Source organism: Kribbella soli, from assembly GCF_004331345.1.
Classification (GTDB): domain Bacteria; phylum Actinomycetota; class Actinomycetes; order Propionibacteriales; family Kribbellaceae; genus Kribbella; species Kribbella soli.
Window position 1 is genome coordinate 447,490 of sequence record NZ_SJJZ01000001.1, and the last position, 18,264, is coordinate 465,753.

Genomic DNA, 18,264 nt, shown 5'->3' on the forward strand with positions numbered 1-18,264 from the left:
TCAGCTCCTTCCGGCGCGCGGATCAAGGGCGTCCCGGACCGAGTCGCCGAGCAGGTTGAACGCCAGCACAGTGATGAACAGCGCCATCCCCGGGAAGAACAAGTACAACGGGTTGCTCTCGATCCAGGCTGACGCGTCGGAGATCATCCGGCCCCACGACGAGGTCGGCTCCTTGATGCCGACGCCCAGGAAGGACAGCGCCGCCTCCGCGGTGATGTTGGTCGGTAGCAGCAGGGTCGTGTACACCAGCAGCGTCGGCAGCATGTTCGGCAGGATCTGCCGGAAGAGCACGTAGTTGGGCCCGGCGCCGAGTGACCTGGCTGCCTCGACGAACTCCCGCTCACGCAGCGACAGCGTTTGACCACGGACGATGCGCGCCAGGTACGCCCAGCCGAAGAAGCCGAGGACGAACATCAGCACGCCCATTCGCAGCGTGTTGTTGTCGGGCATGCCGAACAGATCCTGGGCACGCGAGGCGACCACCGGTGTCAGCGCCATCACGAACAGCAGCGACGGGAAGCTCAGCATGATGTCCATGAGCCGACTGAGCAGCGTGTCGACCCAGCCGCCGAAGTACCCGGACACCATCCCGATCACGGTGCCGAGCACGACCGCGATGACAGTGCCGCCGAGTGCCACGAGCAGCGAGACCCGGGTGCCGTAGACCAGCCGCGAGAAGATGTCACGGCCGTTCTGCGGCTCGATTCCGAGCCAGTGCTCGGAGCTCGTGCCGCTCCCCCACAGCCCGCCGATCGGGATGCCGCCGTCACGCGTGTTCAGCAACGGGTTCCCGTTCGCGTCGACCTTGTTGAACTGATCGGGCGGGAACCCGTTCAGCTTCACGATCAGCGGTGCGAACAGCGCCACCGCGATGATCAGCAGGATCACGATCGCGCTGATGATCGCGACCTTGTCCTTCCGCAGCCGTGCCCACGCGATCTCCCCCGGCGAGCGGCCCTCGATCTCCTTCGCTTCGGCAGTCTCGACCAGAGCATCTGTCGGCAGCCCTTCATCGGGAGACTGCGTCTCCGATACCCCCAGCGTCATCGCCCGTCACCCGTCCTTCATGGTGATGCACCCCGCACCTTTGACCCGAGCTCGCCGGGTTGCCGGGAACCCTACGTATCTCGCAGTGTGGACGCCATGGGAAGCCGACGCTAGTCACCGAATCGTGACCGGTGTGACTTCCGCCACTACTGCCGGGTTCGGAGCGTCCGGACGAACGGCCGATCGGGTACCAGCCAGTTGCCCTCGTCGAGATCCGCCGGCGCGAACCACCGCAGCTCCGAGTGCTCCCGCAGTACCGGATCGCCGGCGACGATCACCGCCCGGTAGACGTGCAGCCGGTACGTATCCGAGATGTCCACGCCGGGCCCCAGCGACTCGCCGACCTTGATCTCCAGGTCCAGCTCCTCGCGGAGCTCCCGGACCGCGGCCTGCTCGTCGGTCTCCCCCGGCTCGACCTTGCCGCCCGGGAACTCCCAGCCACCGTCCGGCCCCGGCCGGTACGCCGCCAGCACCAGGCCGCCCCGCACCACTGCAACACCCACGACGATCTGCACGTCGTGACTCTGCCAGAAACTGTCCTTCGCGTCCGGCATGATGCCGGTATGCCGTTGCAGAACAGGGTTCTGCCCACCCAGGAGATCGTCGCCGACTCCGGCCGCGGACTGCTGATGGGCAATCGCGGCAGCCTGCACGGCGCCGACCGCCGCCTCGGCACGACGCGCTGGCGGTCGAAGGCGTGGATCTGCTGTGTGCTCGACTGGAAAGGGATCCGCCGCGATCCGATGCCGCCCGGCCGCTGGACCGCCCTGTTCTTCTTCGACGAAGCGGTCGCGCTCGCCGCCGGCCATCGGCCCTGTCATTACTGCCGGCGCAGGGATTTCCTGCTGTACGCCGGTGCGTGGGCGAGCGGCCGCGGCCTGCCCGAACGACCGCGGGCCGCCGAGATGGACGCCGTACTGCACCATGAGCGGGTCGAATCGCGCACCAGGCGGCAGCGAACGAGCGTCCAGGACTTCTCCGGACTACCGGACGGCGCCATGGTGCGGTTCGACGGCAGACCCGCGCTGGTGCTCGACCAACAGGTGCTGCCGTGGTCGTGGGAGGGGTACGGCGAACGGCTCCGGCCACCTGGTCTGCACGAGGTCGAAGTACTCACGCCGCCGGCGAATCTCGTTGTCCTACAGGCCGGATTCGCCCCATTACTCCACCCGTCGGCGCCCTCGCAACTGAGGTAAGCCTAACTGGAAACACGCCGTACCGAGGGGTCTTCCGTTGGGCGCTCGGCAGGGGCAAAGTGTGCCCATACTGACAGCTACATAACCATCACTGGAGTGGGCATGAGTGCTGAGTTGAACACGGGGGCAAACAGCGGCCAGCGCAATATCGCCGCAGTCGTCCGCGCGCTCGAAGGGCTGCATGCGGCGGTGGGCAAACTCAGCCAGGAGTACGGTGACACCCTCGGCATCCGCCGCCTGGTGTCCGATGTGGCCCGGCTGAGCGACGATCTCGCAGAGCTCGGCCCGCCCGACCCCAGGCACAGGCCCGGACCCGTTCCGGAGGAACTCGAGGAGATTCCCGACGTGGAGTATGACGCGTCCATGTGGACCGACGCGGAACACGAAGGCTTCGGCGCGCCTGACAGGCACGCCCCGTGAACGAGCGCAGCGAGAGAACAATTGAACACAGCGCGACATCGGCATCAGAGTCGCCCGCAGCGAAGCGAGGACGACTCTGATGGCGACGGGAGTTGATGCGCCGGGCCGCGCTCAAATAGGCCTCAAGACGGCAAGATCGGATCGATGGTGGCTCGCGCCGTTGCGCATCGGCGTGATCCTGGGCTTCTTCATCGTCTACGCGACGATCCGGATCTTCATGAACAAGTGGTACTGGGTCGACGCGTACCACTACCTCACGCCGCTGTACTCGCCCTGCGTGACCAGCAGCTGTGTCGAGGGTTCCAGCCATCTCGGGACCTGGTTCGGCGACTTCCCGCGGTTCGTGCCGTTCAGCCTGATCACGTTCGTGATCCTGGCCGGCTTCCGCGGCACCTGCTACTACTACCGCAAGGCGGGGTACCGGTCGCTGTTCTTCGCGCCGGCCGCCTGCGCGGTGCCGGAGCCGCACAAGAACTACACCGGTGAGACCAAGTTCCCGCTGATCGCGCTGAACCTGCACCGCTACTTCTTCTACGGTGCGCTGATCTTCGGTGTGCTGAACATCTACGACGGCCTGCAGGCCTTCCACGGCGACGGCGGCGGATTCGGCATCGGCCTCGGCACGGTGATCATCTGGCTGAACCTGGTCATGCTGTGGCTGTACACCCTGTCCTGCCACGCCTGCCGGCACATCGTCGGCGGCCGGCTGAAGAACTTCTCCAAGCACCCGGTGCGCTACCGGTACTGGACCTTCGTGTCCAAGCTGAACCCGAAGCACGGCACCTTCGCGATGACGTCGCTGTTCACCGTGATCCTGACCGACTTCTACATCATGGCGGTCTCCGCCGGGTGGTTCTCCGACCTGCGCATCATCAATTGAGGATTTCATGACTGAGCTGGAACGACACTCGTACGACGTCGTCGTGATCGGGGCCGGCGGCGCCGGCCTGCGCGCGGCGATCGAGGCCCGCGAGCAGGGCAAGAAGACCGCGATCATCTGCAAGTCCTTGTTCGGCAAGGCGCACACCGTGATGGCCGAGGGCGGCTGCGCGGCCGCGATGGGTAACGCGAACTCCAACGACAACTGGCAGGTCCACTACCGCGACACGATGCGCGGCGGGAAGTTCCTGAACAACTGGCGGATGGCCGAACTGCACGCGCAGGAGGCCCCCGACCGGGTGTGGGAGCTGGAGACGTACGGCGCGCTCTTCGACCGCACGCCCGACGGCCGGATCAGCCAGCGCAACTTCGGCGGTCACACCTACCCGCGGCTCGCACACGTCGGTGACCGCACCGGCCTCGAGCTGATCCGCACCCTGCAGCAGAAGATCGTCTCGCTGCAGCAGGAGGACTTCGAGGCCACCGGCGACTACGAGGCCAACCTCAAGGTGTACGCCGAGTGCACGATCACCGAGCTGATGAAGGACGGCGACGCGATCTCCGGCGCCTTCGGGTACTGGCGTGAGTCCGGCCGGTTCATCCTCTTCGATGCGCCGGCCGTCGTACTGGCGACCGGTGGCGTCGGCAAGTCCTTCAAGGTCACCTCGAACTCCTGGGAGTACACCGGTGACGGGCACGCGCTGGCGATGCGGGCCGGCGCGACGCTGATCAACATGGAGTTCATCCAGTTCCACCCGACCGGCATGGTCTGGCCGCCGTCGGTGAAGGGGATCCTGGTCACGGAATCGGTCCGCGGCGACGGCGGCGTACTGAAGAACTCCGAAGGCAAGCGGTTCATGTTCGAGTACGTGCCGGACGTGTTCCGGGCGCAGTACGCCGAGTCCGAGGACGAGGCGGACCGCTGGTACAAGGACCCGGACAACAACCGGCGCCCACCGGAGCTGCTGCCGCGGGACGAGGTCGCCCGCGCGATCAACTCCGAGGTGAAGGCCGGCCGCGGTACGCCGCACGGCGGCGTGTTCCTGGACGTGTCCTCGCGGCTCCCGGCCGAGGAGATCACCCGGCGGCTGCCGTCGATGCACCACCAGTTCAAGGAACTGGCGGACGTCGACATCACCGCGGAGCCGATGGAGGTCGGTCCGACCTGCCATTACGTGATGGGTGGCGTCGAGGTCGACCCGGACACCGCGTCGTCCGTCGTACCGGGCCTGTTCGCCGCGGGTGAAGTGGCCGGCGGCATGCACGGCTCGAACCGGCTCGGCGGCAACTCGCTGTCCGACCTGCTCGTCTTCGGACGGCGGGCCGGTATGGGAGCCGCGATGTACGTCGACGGTCTCGGAGCGGCACGACCGAAGATCGACGAGGCCGACGTCGACGCGGCGGCCGCGGACGCGCTGGCGCCGTTCGAGCTCGAGGGCGGCGAGAACCCGTACACGATCCACCAGGAACTGCAGCAGTCGATGAACGACCTGGTCGGCATCATCCGCAAGGAAGAGGAGATGGAGCAGGCGCTCGGTCGCCTGTCCGAGTTCCGCAGCCGGATCGCGAAGATGACGGTGGAGGGTCACCGGCAGTTCAACCCGGGCTGGCACCTCGCGCTCGACCTGCGCAACATGCTGACCGTGTCGGAGTGTGTGGCAGGGGCGGCGCTGATGCGGCAGGAGTCGCGCGGTGGGCACACGCGCGACGACTTCCCCGGGATGAACCCCGAGTGGCGCAAGAAGCTGCTGGTGTGCGGGCTCGACGCCGACGGCGTCGTCAACGTCACCGAGAAACAGCAGATCTCGATGCGCGAGGACCTGCTGGAGCTGTTCGAGCTCGACGAGCTGAAGAAGTACCTGACGGATGAGGAGCTGCCGGCCAAATGAGTTACAAGGGCAAATTCCGCGTCTGGCGGGGTGACTCCGAGGGCGGTGAGCTCAAGGACTACGAGGTCGAGGTGAACGAGGGCGAGGTCGTCCTCGACGTCATCCACCGGCTGCAGGCCACCCAGACCCCCGACATGGCGGTCCGGTGGAACTGCAAGGCCGGCAAGTGCGGGTCCTGCAGCGCCGAGATCAACGGCATGCCGAAGCTGATGTGCATGTGCCGGATGAACACGTTCGCCGAGGACGAGGTCGTCACGGTCACGCCGATGCGCACGTTCCCGGTGATCCGCGACCTGGTCACGGACGTCTCGTTCAACTACCAGAAGGCGCGCGAGGTGCCGGCCTTCAAGCCGCCGGCGGACCTGAAGCCGGGCGAGTACCGGATGCAGCAGGTCGACGTCGAGCGCTCGCAGGAGTTCCGCAAGTGCATCGAGTGCTTCCTGTGCCAGGACACCTGCCACGTGATCCGTGACCACGAGGAGAACAAGGAGTCGTTCTCCGGTCCGCGGTTCCTGATGCGCGTCGCCGAGCTGGACATGCACCCGCTCGACGCCGCCGACCGGCAGCACGCCGCGCAGGAGCAGCACGGCCTGGGCTTCTGCAACATCACCAAGTGCTGCACCGAGGTGTGCCCCGAGCACATCAAGATCACCGACAACGCCCTGATCCCGATGAAGGAACGCGTCGTCGACCGCAAGTACGACCCCCTGGTCTGGCTGGGCAACAAGATCCGCCGCCGCCCCGCCTGACCGCAGTACAACAAGCGCAAACGCAGTACCCGAGCCCCTGGCCCCACCCGGCCAGGGGCTCACCATTTGCCTGGCCCACCAGCCAATTTGCCTGGCTGACCAGCCAATTTGGCTGGTTGACCAGCGAAATGGTGGGTTTGTGACCCTGAATCAGGGTGGGGAACCCACCACCTCCTGGGTCTACCCATGAAATGCGGGTGGGGTGGTGCGCGGGTGCGGGTGGGGGTGGTGCGCGGGTGCGGGTGGTGCGCGGGTGCGCGTGGTGCGGTGCGCGGGTGCGCGTGGTGTGGTGCGCGGGGCGAGTGGGGTGGTGCGCGGGGGCGAGTGGGGGTCACTCGTGGGGGGGGGGCGGTTGGGTCCGGGGGTGGTCACTCGCGTGGGTGAGTCGCGGCGGGGCGGTTAGCGCCTAGGGTTCCGGGCATGGGCATTGTGGCGGCGGGGTTGTTCAGTCTGTTTGTGTTCATGGTGATCTTTGTGCCGGTTTCGCAGCGGCTGCTCGGGGTGCGGTTCGGGGTGCTGCGGCTGGCATTGGGGGCGGCGCTGACGCTGTCGGTGTTCAGTCCGATCGCCAACGCGCTGGTCGGCAAGCTGCCCTTCGAGGGTTCGAACACCGCCGCGGTCGCGTTCCTCGCGTTGACGGCAGTGTGTTCGATGCTCGCCGGTTTGGTCTTCCTTGTCCTGGCCGAGGCCATGGTGCCGACCGGGTCGTTGCCGCGGGCCCGTGATCTGCGGCGGGATCTGGGCGGGCGGATCGCGCGGACCCGGCGGTACCTGCAGATTCTGCGGATCGCGATCAAGCACGGCCTCGGTCCGTACCTGCGTGGCCGCCGTCGTCCCGGCCGGGAGAACGCCGCGGGCCAGGCCGAGTTGGCCAGGTCGCTGCGGCTCGCGCTGGACGAAGCCGGTGTCACGTTCGTGAAGCTCGGCCAGGTGCTGTCCACCCGCAGCGACATCATCCCCCAGTCGGTCGCCACCGAGCTCAGCCGCCTCCAGGACCAGGTCACCCCGGCGCCCTGGTTGCAGATCGAGGAGATCCTCACCGAGGAACTCGGCGCCCCACCGTCCCAGGTGTACGCCGCCTTCGACACCGAACCGCTGGCCGCAGCCTCGGTCGCCCAGGTGTACACCGCTCGCCTCCACGAGTCAGACGCCGCACCCGCTGGCTTGCCGACCGCAGACCCGGCGTCCGGGGACTCGGTCCACCAGCCGCGCACCGGCGGCATCGACGTGGTGGTGAAGGTGCAGCGTCCCGGTATCGCCGGGCTCGTCGACCGCGATCTCGACATCGTCCGGCGGCTCGCCAGGCTGCTGCACCGGAACACGGACTGGGGCCGCTCGATGGGGGTGCGGGCGCTCGCCGACGGGTTCGCGGACGCGATGCGCGAGGAGCTCGACTTCACCGTCGAGGCCGGCAATATGACCACAGTCGCCGCCGGCCAATCCGTTGCCGCCAGCAATGACCTCGTCGTACCGCGGCTGTACCCGGAGCGCTCCACCCGCCGCGTCCTCACCATGCAACGGCTCGACGGCATCGGTCTCGGCAACGCCGGCCAGGCGATCGCCGACCGCGGCCTCGACCCGGTCCGCCTCGGACGGGCGCTGTTCGAATGCCTGCTCGGCCAGGTGGCGATCGACGGGATCTTCCACGCCGACCCGCACCCGGGCAACTTCCTGCTGCTGACCGACGGCCGGATCGGCATGCTCGACCTCGGCTCGGTCGGCCGCCTCGACCCCGCGACCCGCGAGGCCCTGCAACGCTTCCTGCTCGCCATCGACCACGGCGACCCGGTGTCGGCCACCGACGCCCTGCTCGAGATCGTCTACCGCCCGGACGTGATCGACGAACGCGCGCTGGAGCGCTCCGTCGGCCAGTTCATGACCAAACACCTCGCGGCCGGTGTGACGCTCGGCCCCGCGATGTTCAACGACCTGTTCAAGATCATCACGTCGCACGAGCTCGGCGTACCGCCCGAGGTCGCCGCCGTGTTCCGCGCGCTCGCCACGGTCGAAGGGACGATCTCCCGGATCTCCCCCACGTTCGACCTGGTCGCGGCATCTCGCCAGTTCGCCTCCGCGCACGTCACCGACCGCCTCGCGCCTGATGCGCTCCGCCGTACGGCGACCGAAGAACTCGCCACGCTGCTCCCGATGTTGCGTCGGCTGCCGCGCCGGATCGACCGGATCGCGGCCGCGGCGGAGAGCGGCCGGCTCGGGGTGAACGTCCGCCTGTTCGCCGACGAACGCGACCGCCGGCACTTCACCGGCCTGCTCCACCAGGCGCTGCTAGCAGTGCTAGGCGCGACCGCGGGCATCATGGCTGTCCTGCTGCTCGGTACGCCGGGCGGCCCGAAGGTCACCGACTCGATGACGCTCTTCCAGCTGTTCGGCTACAACCTGCTGGTGATCTGCGCGGTGCTCGTGCTCCGCGTCCTGGTTCTGATCTTCCGGTTACCCGGCAACCGAGCGACTTGACTTCAACCTAACTTGAACTTCAACCATAGGCGGCATGACGACGACCGCTGAGGCTCGCCCCAAGCTGTTCACCGGACAGCACCTGCCACTGGTGCTCGGGGTGATTGGCCTCGTCACGCTCGGCGCGTTCGAGAACCGCGCGGTCGGTACGGCGCTGCCCACGATGGTCCGCGAGTTCGACGCGCTCGGCAGTTTCGGTCTCGCGAACGCGGCGCCGAACGCGAGCTACCTGATCTCGCTCGCGATCGCCGGCCTCTGGTCGGACCGCCGCGGCCCGATCCCGACGCTGCGCGCGGGCGCGATCTCGTTCACCCTCGCGCAACTCCTGGTCGGTACGGCGACCGCGATGCCGATGGTGATCGCGGGACGCCTGCTCAGCGGCCTGGCCGAGGGATTGCTCGATGTGTCGTTGATGGTGCTCGTCGCCCGCGCACTGCCCGCCGTACTGCGGCCGCGGATGTTCTCGTTGTTCGCCGCGATGTGGATCCTGCCGTCGGTCCTCGGACCGGTCCTGACCGGTGTGGTGACGGAGCAGTTCGGCTGGCGCTGGGTCTTCCTGGGCGCGCTCATCCTGCTGGTCCCGAGTTGGCTGCTACTCCGCCCGGCGATGCGTCAATCGGCCGACGCCCCCGCGCCGGAGCGCACCGCCGAGGACGCGGCCGAGCTCGCGGCGTGGCGAGCCGCACTCCCCTGGGCCCTCGCCGCATCCGTCGCCCTGTTCTCGATGACGCTGGCCGGCGACCATCTGGAAGCGCACCCGATCCTCGGCGGTACGGCGGTTGTCGTGGCGCTAGCAGTGCTAGGACGAGCCGCCGTACGCGTTATGCCGGCCGGCACGTTCACCGCACGACGCGGCTTCCCCGCAGTGGTCGCCGTCCGCGGACTCGGCGGGGCTGCGTTCGCCGGAGTCGGCGCGTACCTCCCGCTACTGCTCACGCTGCAGCACGACTTCAGCCCGTCGCGGGCCGGCGTGACGCTGTCGATCACCGGCGTCTGCTGGGCGTTCGGATCGTGGTTGCAAGGTCGTGAGCACGGGATCGAGCGGGTCGTCGTACTGCGGACCGGGCTGGCGTTCATGACGCTCGGACTGGCTGTGACCTCGCTGCTCGCCTGGACCGACGCGACCACCTGGATCGGCCTGATCGGCTGGGGGTTCGCGGGCGTCGGCATGGGGCTCAGCTCCTCGAGCCTGTCGGTACTCACGCTCGACCTCTCGGATCAGAGCAACTCCGGCCGCAACACCAGCGCCGGTCAGATGGCCGCGACGATGAGCATCGCCACAGCGCTGGCGATCAGCGGCACCCTGCTGGCGTTCAACGCCGACGACCCGCAGCCGTGGGTGTTCGGCGCGATCGTCACCACGGGATCGGTACTGGCCCTTCTCGGATTCCTCGCCGCACCGCGCGCCCGTCGCTCCCAGTAACCCCTGTCCGATACCTTGACGGGGCATTCCGCTCGCTTTACGGTGAGGACCGTAATTCCGGCGAGAGGAGCCCGCTCGTGAGGAAACCCAGCTTGTTGCTGACAGCAATCACCTTGGTCATCGGTCTGGTCCAGGTGGGCACGGCGCAGGCCGCCGCACCCGCCGGCGTGTTCCAGGACTTCGAGGCCGACGGCGACCTGCAGGGCGCGACCGTCACTCTGCCGCAGGTCGACAGGATCGAGCGCACCGCTGACCCAACCCACGGCAACTCCGGCGTGAGGTTCACCATTGGCCCGTCCAACACTCCGGGAGCCAGTGCGTCGTCCGCCATCAACCTGTACGCCGGAACGCCGAGCCTCCCGGTGTCGGACTGGTCCGGTCACACCGTGCTGGGCTTCGACTTCTTCACCGAGCAGGACTACACGACCGTCGGACGGATCACGGTCCGGGACCAGTCGAACAAGGCATGGGGCATGGATTACCCGATCCGGGCCCGCGACTGGACGCCGATCACGCTACGGATGAGCACAATCGCGGCCGCCGGTGTCGACATCACCCGGATCGCCTACCTCAGCTTCTCGATGCCGCGGTCCAAGACACCCGTCATCGGTCACTACGACGCCTTCCGGCTCGTCGACAGCTACCCGTACGACCAAACGCCGTACGGCGACAAGGCAGCCGCCCAGCTACTGCGGCTGGTCGACTTCAACGGCGTACTGACGAAGCTTGCGGAGCAGATCGAGGGTCTCGGTCGGTCGCTCGGGCACGGGTCCACTGACGAGCGGTTGCGGGCTCAGGTGCGGGCCGCGGAAGCGCAGTGCGCCGAACTGCGGCAGAAGCTGGGGCCGATGACGTATGCGGAGTACCAGCCGTTCAACGCAGGCGTGACCGCGTTGCAGCGGACCGTGCCGCGGTTGTCGAACACCATCCAGGCGCGGGCGCACGACCGCGGCGCCGACTTCGGTGTGGAGTCGGCCGACTCGATGGCGTTGGTTTACCCGAAGGACTTGCCGTTCACCTCGACCGGTACGGCGCCGACGGTGTCGCTGACCCGTGGCGAGTACGAGAACGTGCAGGCCGTCGTACTGCCGTTCGCCGAACCCCTGACCGGCGTACAGGCCCGAGTGACGTCCGTGTCCGGCAAAGGTGCGCTGCAGGCCACGGTCGCTCCGGTCGGTTCGCTCAACGTGACGCCGACGAACGTGTACCACCGGCCGACGTACGCCGGTTGGACGCCAGACCCGATCCGTGATGACCTGACGTCGGTCGACGTACCCGCGGACACGTTCCAGCCGTACTGGATCAGGCTGAAGGCAGCGGCAACAGCCGCCCCTGGCACGTACCACGTCACGGTCGCGTTCTCCGCAGCCGGCAAGCGGACCCGCACCATGTCCGTCGCCGCCAAGGTCTGGCCCGTGACGGTGCCCGACGCGCCGAAGCTCAACACCACGTTCCAGTTCACGCCCGCGATCGTGAACGACCTCTACGGGATCACCGACCCGGCGGCGCAGGAGGCCGCCAAGCATCAGTACTGGTCCTTCCTGCACGACTACAAGATCGAGCCGGACCAGCTCTACACCTGCGCCTGCATCCCCTCGAACGCGAACCCGGTGATCGTGCCGACCCCGGTCGAGGATGTGCTCTACATCCGGGACCACTACGGACTGCGTGACTTCAACGCGTTCTATCTGTGGGCCGGCCTGCTCAACCCGTCCAAGCCCGAGACGTGGCAGGCACAGATCGACACGTGGATCGCCCAGTTACGGACCGCGATGGACAGCTACCGCGCGGCAGGTGTCGACAAATATGCATATGTGTACGGCTTCGACGAGGCGAACGGCCCGCTGCTGCAGGCGGCGAAGCAGACCTTCGCCGCCGTGAAGCAGGCGTTCCCGGACCTGCCGATCCTCACCACGCTGCGGGACAACTCGATGGGCGTCGACACCGGGCTGGCCGGCCTCGTCGACATCTGGGCGCCGCAGCAGGACCTGTACGACCAGTCAGTCGCCGAGCGAACCCGGGCCCGTGGCGACCAGGCTTGGTGGTACCCGGACATCGCCACCGGCTCGCCGTTGCCGAACTGGTTCAACGGCTACCGGCCGATCGATGCCCGTACGTTGGTCGGTCCAATGTCCTACAAGGCTGGCGTGGAAGGCGTTCTGTACTACGCGACCAACCGCTGGCTCCGCTCCGACCACGCCAACCAGCTGCTGGTGAACGACGGGATCCTGTCCGCGTGGAAGGCAGCGACGTTCAACGGTACGGCGGGTGACGGGTCGATGTTCTACCCGGGGCCGAACGGCCCGATGGCGTCGATCCGGCTGGAGAACTTCCGCGACGGGATGGAGGACTACAACCTCCTGTGGCTCCTGCAGCACGACCTGCAGAGCAACCCGGATCTCCCGGCGCCGCTGAAGGCACACGCCGCCAAACTGCTCGCGGCCGACGCCGTGGTGACCAACCAGCGCACCTTCACCGAGGACCCGGCGCGCTACCGCGCCTGGCGCACCGACGTCATCGCCACCCTCACCACCATCAGGGGTCTAGAGTGAGCGCATGAGTGAGCTCTTGACCGACGACCAGATCGACCTTGCGTTGCGCGACCACATCCCGGAGTGGAAGGTCGTGGACAACGAGCTGGTCCGAAGCGTCAAGAGGGACACGTTCCTGGACGGCATCCGGCTGGTGGCGACCGTCGGGCAGTTGGCGGAGTCGATGAACCACCACCCGGACATGGACATCCGCTACACGACCATCACGTTCCGGGTCAGCAGCCACGAGGCCGGCGGCATCACCGACGACGACCTCGTGCTCGCGCGGCACATCGACACGGCTGCAGGCTAGGCGCCGGCTGACCTGTTTCCGTCATGGCGCTTGTCGGCCACGGCGAGCGCTGGTTCGGTGTGCCTGAAATCCCTTACACCTAAGGGATGACCGTCCTCGGAACCGCCTTGACCGTCCTTCTCGCGCTGACTCCTCCGTACGCCGGTGCCGCGGACCCCGGCTGGTTCTGGAACCGTCCGCACTGCGACACCGTGTACGGCGACGGCTCGGTGACGATCACCGAGTCCGACGGCGCGACCCTCGCCCCCACGACCGGCAAGTTGCGCGCCGTCACGTACGCGAAGGTCGCCGCGCTGCAGGAACCGAACACGCTCGTGAGCATCGGCCAGCAGACGATCCAGCGCTCCAGTGACGCCGGCTGCAGCTGGCAGTTGCTCGACAAGACACCGGACGACCTGAGCACGTACGACGTACAGCCAGGTCCGAGCGACTCGGCGTACGTCTACAGCGTCAACGACCAGCCCATCCATCGCGTGCACGGCTCGCAGGTCACCACGGTTCTCGGGCCGGTCGCCGGCGGCGGACTGGCCGCGCTGGACGCACGGCCCGGACAACTGCGGGTCGTGGCCGGCGACGGGCAGCTCTACGACTCCTCGAACGACGGCGAGACCTGGCAGCGCGTCGGCGTACCGCCTGCTCGTGATCTCTTCCTGTACGACGCCGTGGTGGATCCGCGGAACCCGGATCACGTGGTGGTCGGCGTGATGTCGGACGGTGTGTACCTGACGTTCGACGGCGGGCGGACGTGGACCCGGTCGGTGCCGGTCGAGCGGGTGAACGCGTTCAGCCTGGCGATGTCGCCGGCCGACCCGTCGAAGGTGTGGATGGAGGGGTACGACCGGGACCGGTCGACCCGGTTCATCTGGGAGTCGACCGACGGCGGGCAGAAGTTCCGCGAGGTGCTGGACCAGAGCCGGGCCGACCTGGTCAACGGCAACAAGATGTGGGCCTCACCGGTCGACCCGGACCTTCTCTACTTCAGCTACGGCACGTCCTTCATGAACTTCGGCGCCGACCTCTACCGCTTCGTCCCCTCCACCGGCGCCCTCACCAAGAACCACAACAAGAACGACGGCATCCCGTCCCTCGCCTTCAACCCCTCGAACCCGAGCATCCTCTACCTGGGGCTCGCCGAGGAGCGGTGAGGTAGGGCGGACCTGCGCCACTCACCAACCCTCGCCCAAGGGCGCTCCGAGGACCGGGCTGAGCGTGGACAGCGCGACCTGTCGGTGGTTGGTGAGTGGTGGACGTCCGCGCCTCGCGCCTGAGATCGTAAGTCCCTGGCTCGATTACATCGGTTACCGTTGATGAGTGACGAGTGTTGAGGAATATCGCCTGCTCGGGTTCGCCGATGCCGACCGGGAGGCGGCCGAGGCGTTCACGCCGGATCAGACGGCGGTGAAGGAGCTCGCGGACCAGATCCGCGGCGCAATCGGGAAGCTCGGCAGCGAGCCGGAGTTCACGATGCCGGAGGACCCGCGGAACTCGGTCCAGGCCTTCCTGGACACCGTGCCGGACATCCGCCGGTTCCACACGGAGCGAGGCATTCCGGACGACATCAGCTGGGCGACGCTGGCCGATCTGGGACAGCAGCTCAAGGTGAGTCGTCGTACGCACGGCGAGTACAGCCTGGAGACGCACTGGTGGTTGACGAACTTCTGGGTCGGCAACATCTACTGGCTCGGGCGCCTGCAGTACATGCTGTTCCAGGTCACGGAGGACAAGCCGGTGCCCGGCACCCAGCCCGGTGAGTGGATCATCGGCGTGCACATCCCGGAGACCGGTCCGCTGACGCCGGAGCTGGTCGACGACAGCATCCAGCAGGCCCGCGAGTTCTTCCCGCGGCACTTCCCGGAGTACCCGGTGCAGACGGCGAACCTGTGGTCCTGGCTGCTTGACCCGTACCTGCTCGACAATCTTCCGCAGGACTCGAACATGGTGAAGTTCGGCCGCCGCTTCACGCCGTACGGGACGCCGAACGACAGCCAGGACAGCGCGATCTTCTTCACGTTCCGCACCCACGGCCTGGACCACCTCGACGAGCTCCCGCAGGACACCCGCCTGCAGCGGCTCGTCGTCGGCCGGATCAAGGACGGCGGCACCTGGCAGAGCGCGTACGGCTACACCCGGCTATGACGGGCGATTCTGGCCGCTAGGTACGCCGTACTTCTGCAGCCAGCTCGCCAGCTCCATGTTGGACACGCACCGTACGTCGGGCTGCTTGCACGTCTCCGTCACGAAGGTGGTCAGCGCATCCGAGTACACGCTGTTGTTCCAGCGGTTGAAGTGGTTACCGAGAAACAGTGGCGGGTTGCCGCTCGCGCGCGACTTCGCGAGCGCCTGCCGGTAGGTCGCGAGGACCTGCGCCTTCAGCGCGGGCGCCTGTGCGATCGGCGCCTTGCGTGCCTGGGTCTGCGCGAACCACAGGTTGTAGTCCATCGTCAGCGTCTTCTTGGCGGTGCCGGCCAGCGTCACCGATTCCAGCGGGAAGTTCCACAGGCCGTCGGCCTTCTTCGGCCAGGCGATGTACCCGGGCGCGGAGGCGTCGTACAGCATGCCGCGCTGTGCCATCGCGAGCCGGTACGCGGGGCGGTTGCCCTCCAGGCACGGTGTCCGCATGCCCTTCACGGTGGCTGGGTCGAACGGCGGCTCGACGGTTTTGCCGGTTGCCAGTGACGGGCCGGTCCGCACCATTTGGTCGAACGCGCTCAGTTCGGCGCTCCACTGCGCGGTCGTCCAGCGGCCGATGCCGGTCGTGCCGCAGAAGTGCCCGTTCGCGTGGGTGCCGATCTCGTGGCCCTCGGCGATCGCCTCGCGCAGTACCTTCGTGCGGCCGAGGATGTCGGGTGTGTCTCCCCAGCCGATGTCGGAGGCGCCGGGCTTCTTGTACGGCGGTTTGTAGTCGGTGCGCCGGTCGCCCGGGTACAGGTACGGGCCGGAGAGGAAGAACGTCATCCGCGCGTTGACCTGTTTCGCGACGGCACGCCAGCGGGCCCAGAGTGCAAGATCGCCCGCGCCGTCGAAGGAGACGACGACGAACAACGGCGGTTTGCCGTCGGGCAGCCGTCCCGGGAAGGATCGTAGTACCGGAGCCGCCGCGGGCAGCTTCCCTGGCGGAGCAGTCGGAGGCGTCGAAGGCGTCGAAGGTGGTGGTGTCGACGGCTTCGTGGTCGACGCGGATGCAGTGGGCTTCGGCGCTGGAGAGCTGGGCTTGGGCGCCGGAGTGCTCGGCTTCGGCTTGCCGGTGGGTGTGGGAGCGGTAGGGCTGGCAGCACCTTCCAGCGGTACGTCGGCACATCCGGCCAGCACCGCCGCGGCTACGAGCGCGACGGCCGCGAGGTTCGCCCCAGGCCTCACCACGGGTCTACTGACGCATGGAAGCCGTCAAAGGTTGGCCCGGGACACGCGCGTGCGCGGAAACCGGGGCGGGGATCGTTAAGCGGCCGTGACCTTCGCCGCGCGGCGCTTCACGACGATCCGGCGGGACGTCTCGACGACGAGACCGATGACCGCGGCCAGGCTCAGGCTGAACGCGAGCCCCTTCAGCTGGTCGTGCGCGAACGCGTCGCCGCCGAGGTATCCGAGCAGGGCGACGTACGTGTAGGCAACCGTCACACCGGCGATCGTGAACACGATGAACTTCTTGAACGAGTACCGCGTCGCGCCCGCCGTCAGCGTCGCGACCATCCGGGCTCCCGGGATGTAGCGGACCGTCATCAGGATCAGCCCGCCGCGTGAGTGCAGCGCGGCCGAGACCTTCTCGTAGAGCCGTTGGCGGCGCTCCTGGCGCTTCATCCAGCGGTGCAGCGCGGGTCCGGAGCCGCGGCCCAGGAAGTAGCAGACGGACTCGCCGATGACAGAGCCGGCCATCGCGACCGTGATGACGAGCAGCAGGTTCTGGTGACCGGCGGCCGCCGCCATGCCGGCGGTGATCACCATGCCTTCGCTGGGCACCACCGGGAACACCGCATCGATCGCCGCAGCGGCGAACAGGATGAGCAGCAGCCAATGCGAGGCCATCGCAATGCCGAGCAGGTGTCGCGCGACCTCCATCAACTCCGTCACCCCGAAAGGATGCCATTCATTGTCAAGCGAGCCGCAATCCCATCGATGTCATTCAGGCGTGATTCACCCGATGTTCAGTCGATGCCACTGGCTGCGGTCAGAGCAGCACGGGGAGTTCGCGGATCGCGTTCATCAGCAGGCTCGGGTGCCGCGGCGGATCCTGCTCGGGTACGGCGAGCCGCAGCCGCGGGAACCGCTCGAACAGCAGGCCGAGCGCGATCCGGCCCTCCAGCCGCGCGAGCGGGGCGCCGAGGCAGTGGTGGATGCCGTGCCCGAACGCGAGGTGCGCGGTGTCGGTCCGGGTGATGTCGAGCTCGTCCGCACGCTCGACCTTCCGGACGTCGCGGTTCGCCGGGAGCAGCGCGAACACGATCATCTCGCCGGCGTCGATCCGGGTTCCGGCGATGTCGATCGGCGCGCGGGCGACGTACGGGATCGCGGCCTGCAGCGGACCGTCGTACCGGAGGAGCTCCTCGACGGCCGTGGGCAGCCGCTCCGGCTCGTTCCTCAGCAGCTCGAGCTGGTCGGGATGCCTCAGCAGAGCGTGTACGCCGTTGGTGATCAGGCTGACCGTCGTCTCGTGGCCGGCTGCGAGCAGCAGGAAGACCATCGAGGTGAGCTCGTCCTCGCTGAGCCGGTCGCTGCCGTCGCGGGTCGCGATCAGGGCGGACAGCAGGTCGTCGGTCGGCGCCTGCTGCTTCTGCACGATCAGCTCGTGCACGAAAGCGAGCATCGACGTCGTCGCCTCGATGTACTCCTCGGCGGTGTACACGGCGGCGTTCACGAACACCGACGACCAGCGGCGGAAGTCGTCCCGCCGTACCGCCGGGATGCCGATCAGCTCGCAAATCACCGTGATCGGGAGCGGGTAGCTGTACGCGTTCACCAGGTCGACCGGCTCGTCCGCGGTGGCCATCTCGTCGAGCAGGCCGGATGCGATCTCCCGGATCCGCGGCTCGAGCGCCTCGATCCGGCGCCGGGTGAACGCGGCCGTGACGAGTTTGCGCAACCGGGTGTGGTCCGGCGGGTTCGCACTCAGCATGTGCTGCTCGGTGCGCGCGATCAGGTCGTCCATGACGCTGTCGCGGTGCGGACCGTCCATCGGCGAACGCACCACGTCCGGATGCGCGAGCAGCTCGCGCGTCTCGGCGTACCCGGTGATGAGCTGGACGGGTACGCCGGTGAACAGCGTGAGGCGCTGCACCGGGCCGGTGGACGCGAGGTCCTCGAAGCCCCAGTGCCGGGCGATTCCGCTGACTTCCGTGAACGGCTGCCTCATG

Annotated in this window: 16 protein-coding genes; 11 read left to right on the forward strand and 5 right to left on the reverse strand. The window is 67.7% G+C overall.

The genetic code is table 11. The features are described from left to right. A complete protein-coding gene (locus tag E0H45_RS02205) occupies positions 1-1,047 on the reverse strand; it encodes an ABC transporter permease (protein ID WP_131334583.1) in 1,047 nt (348 codons plus the stop codon). A gap of 146 nt (positions 1,048-1,193) precedes the next feature. Next, positions 1,194-1,601, reverse strand: a complete 408-nt coding sequence (locus E0H45_RS02210) for a (deoxy)nucleoside triphosphate pyrophosphohydrolase (protein ID WP_131334584.1) — start codon at positions 1,599-1,601, stop codon at positions 1,194-1,196. Between the two features lie 9 nt (positions 1,602-1,610). Here E0H45_RS02210 and E0H45_RS02215 point away from each other — a divergent pair, with 9 nt between their 5' ends. The 11 genes from E0H45_RS02215 to E0H45_RS02265 all read left to right on the forward strand — a co-directional run bounded on the left by E0H45_RS02215 (position 1,611) and on the right by E0H45_RS02265 (position 15,055). Continuing rightward, complete coding sequence (locus E0H45_RS02215) at positions 1,611-2,243, forward strand: hypothetical protein (protein ID WP_131334585.1); 633 nt, start codon at positions 1,611-1,613, stop codon at positions 2,241-2,243. Between the two features lie 102 nt (positions 2,244-2,345). Beyond that, on the forward strand, positions 2,346-2,663 hold the full coding sequence (locus E0H45_RS02220) for a hypothetical protein (protein ID WP_131334586.1): 318 nt from the start codon (positions 2,346-2,348) through the stop codon (positions 2,661-2,663). Positions 2,664-2,742: 79 nt separating this feature from the next. Continuing rightward, positions 2,743-3,543 (forward strand): hypothetical protein, encoded by an 801-nt coding sequence (locus E0H45_RS02225; RefSeq protein ID WP_131334587.1) that lies wholly within the window; start codon positions 2,743-2,745, stop codon positions 3,541-3,543. Positions 3,544-3,550: 7 nt separating this feature from the next. Further along, a complete protein-coding gene (locus E0H45_RS02230; protein ID WP_131334588.1) occupies positions 3,551-5,431 on the forward strand; it encodes a fumarate reductase/succinate dehydrogenase flavoprotein subunit in 1,881 nt (626 codons plus the stop codon). After that, positions 5,428-6,180, forward strand: a complete 753-nt coding sequence (locus E0H45_RS02235) for a succinate dehydrogenase/fumarate reductase iron-sulfur subunit (RefSeq protein ID WP_131285662.1) — start codon at positions 5,428-5,430, stop codon at positions 6,178-6,180. Before E0H45_RS02230 ends, E0H45_RS02235 begins: the two co-directional genes overlap by 4 nt. A gap of 420 nt (positions 6,181-6,600) precedes the next feature. Next, positions 6,601-8,652: an ABC1 kinase family protein gene (locus tag E0H45_RS02240; protein ID WP_131334589.1), complete on the forward strand. Its 2,052-nt coding sequence runs from the start codon at positions 6,601-6,603 to the stop codon at positions 8,650-8,652. Positions 8,653-8,686: 34 nt separating this feature from the next. Beyond that, the gene (locus E0H45_RS02245) at positions 8,687-10,075 is read left to right on the forward strand and encodes an MFS transporter (RefSeq protein ID WP_131334590.1); all 1,389 of its coding nucleotides are present in this window, start codon (positions 8,687-8,689) and stop codon (positions 10,073-10,075) included. Positions 10,076-10,152: 77 nt separating this feature from the next. Next, on the forward strand, positions 10,153-12,627 hold the full coding sequence (locus tag E0H45_RS02250) for a DUF4091 domain-containing protein (protein WP_131334591.1): 2,475 nt from the start codon (positions 10,153-10,155) through the stop codon (positions 12,625-12,627). A 4-nt stretch (positions 12,628-12,631) separates the two neighbouring features. Next, positions 12,632-12,919 carry a 4a-hydroxytetrahydrobiopterin dehydratase gene (locus E0H45_RS02255; protein ID WP_131334592.1) on the forward strand — a complete coding sequence of 96 codons (288 nt, stop codon included), beginning with the start codon at positions 12,632-12,634 and terminating at the stop codon, positions 12,917-12,919. A gap of 86 nt (positions 12,920-13,005) precedes the next feature. Next, complete coding sequence (locus E0H45_RS02260; protein WP_131334593.1) at positions 13,006-14,064, forward strand: WD40/YVTN/BNR-like repeat-containing protein; 1,059 nt, start codon at positions 13,006-13,008, stop codon at positions 14,062-14,064. Positions 14,065-14,230: 166 nt separating this feature from the next. After that, positions 14,231-15,055 (forward strand): acyltransferase domain-containing protein, encoded by an 825-nt coding sequence (locus E0H45_RS02265; protein ID WP_131334594.1) that lies wholly within the window; start codon positions 14,231-14,233, stop codon positions 15,053-15,055. Here the strand turns inward: E0H45_RS02265 and E0H45_RS02270 are convergent. The 3 genes from E0H45_RS02270 to E0H45_RS02280 all read right to left on the reverse strand — a co-directional run bounded on the left by E0H45_RS02270 (position 15,050) and on the right by E0H45_RS02280 (position 18,263). Further along, positions 15,050-16,279, reverse strand: coding sequence for a polysaccharide deacetylase family protein (locus E0H45_RS02270; protein ID WP_131334595.1), 1,230 nt, complete (start codon positions 16,277-16,279; stop codon positions 15,050-15,052). The genes E0H45_RS02265 and E0H45_RS02270 overlap by 6 nt on opposite strands. A 75-nt stretch (positions 16,280-16,354) precedes the next feature. Beyond that, on the reverse strand, positions 16,355-16,984 hold the full coding sequence (locus tag E0H45_RS02275; RefSeq protein ID WP_131334596.1) for a DedA family protein: 630 nt from the start codon (positions 16,982-16,984) through the stop codon (positions 16,355-16,357). Positions 16,985-17,081: 97 nt separating this feature from the next. Continuing rightward, positions 17,082-18,263: a cytochrome P450 family protein gene (locus E0H45_RS02280; protein ID WP_131334597.1), complete on the reverse strand. Its 1,182-nt coding sequence runs from the start codon at positions 18,261-18,263 to the stop codon at positions 17,082-17,084. Position 18,264: the final 1 nt, after the last annotated feature.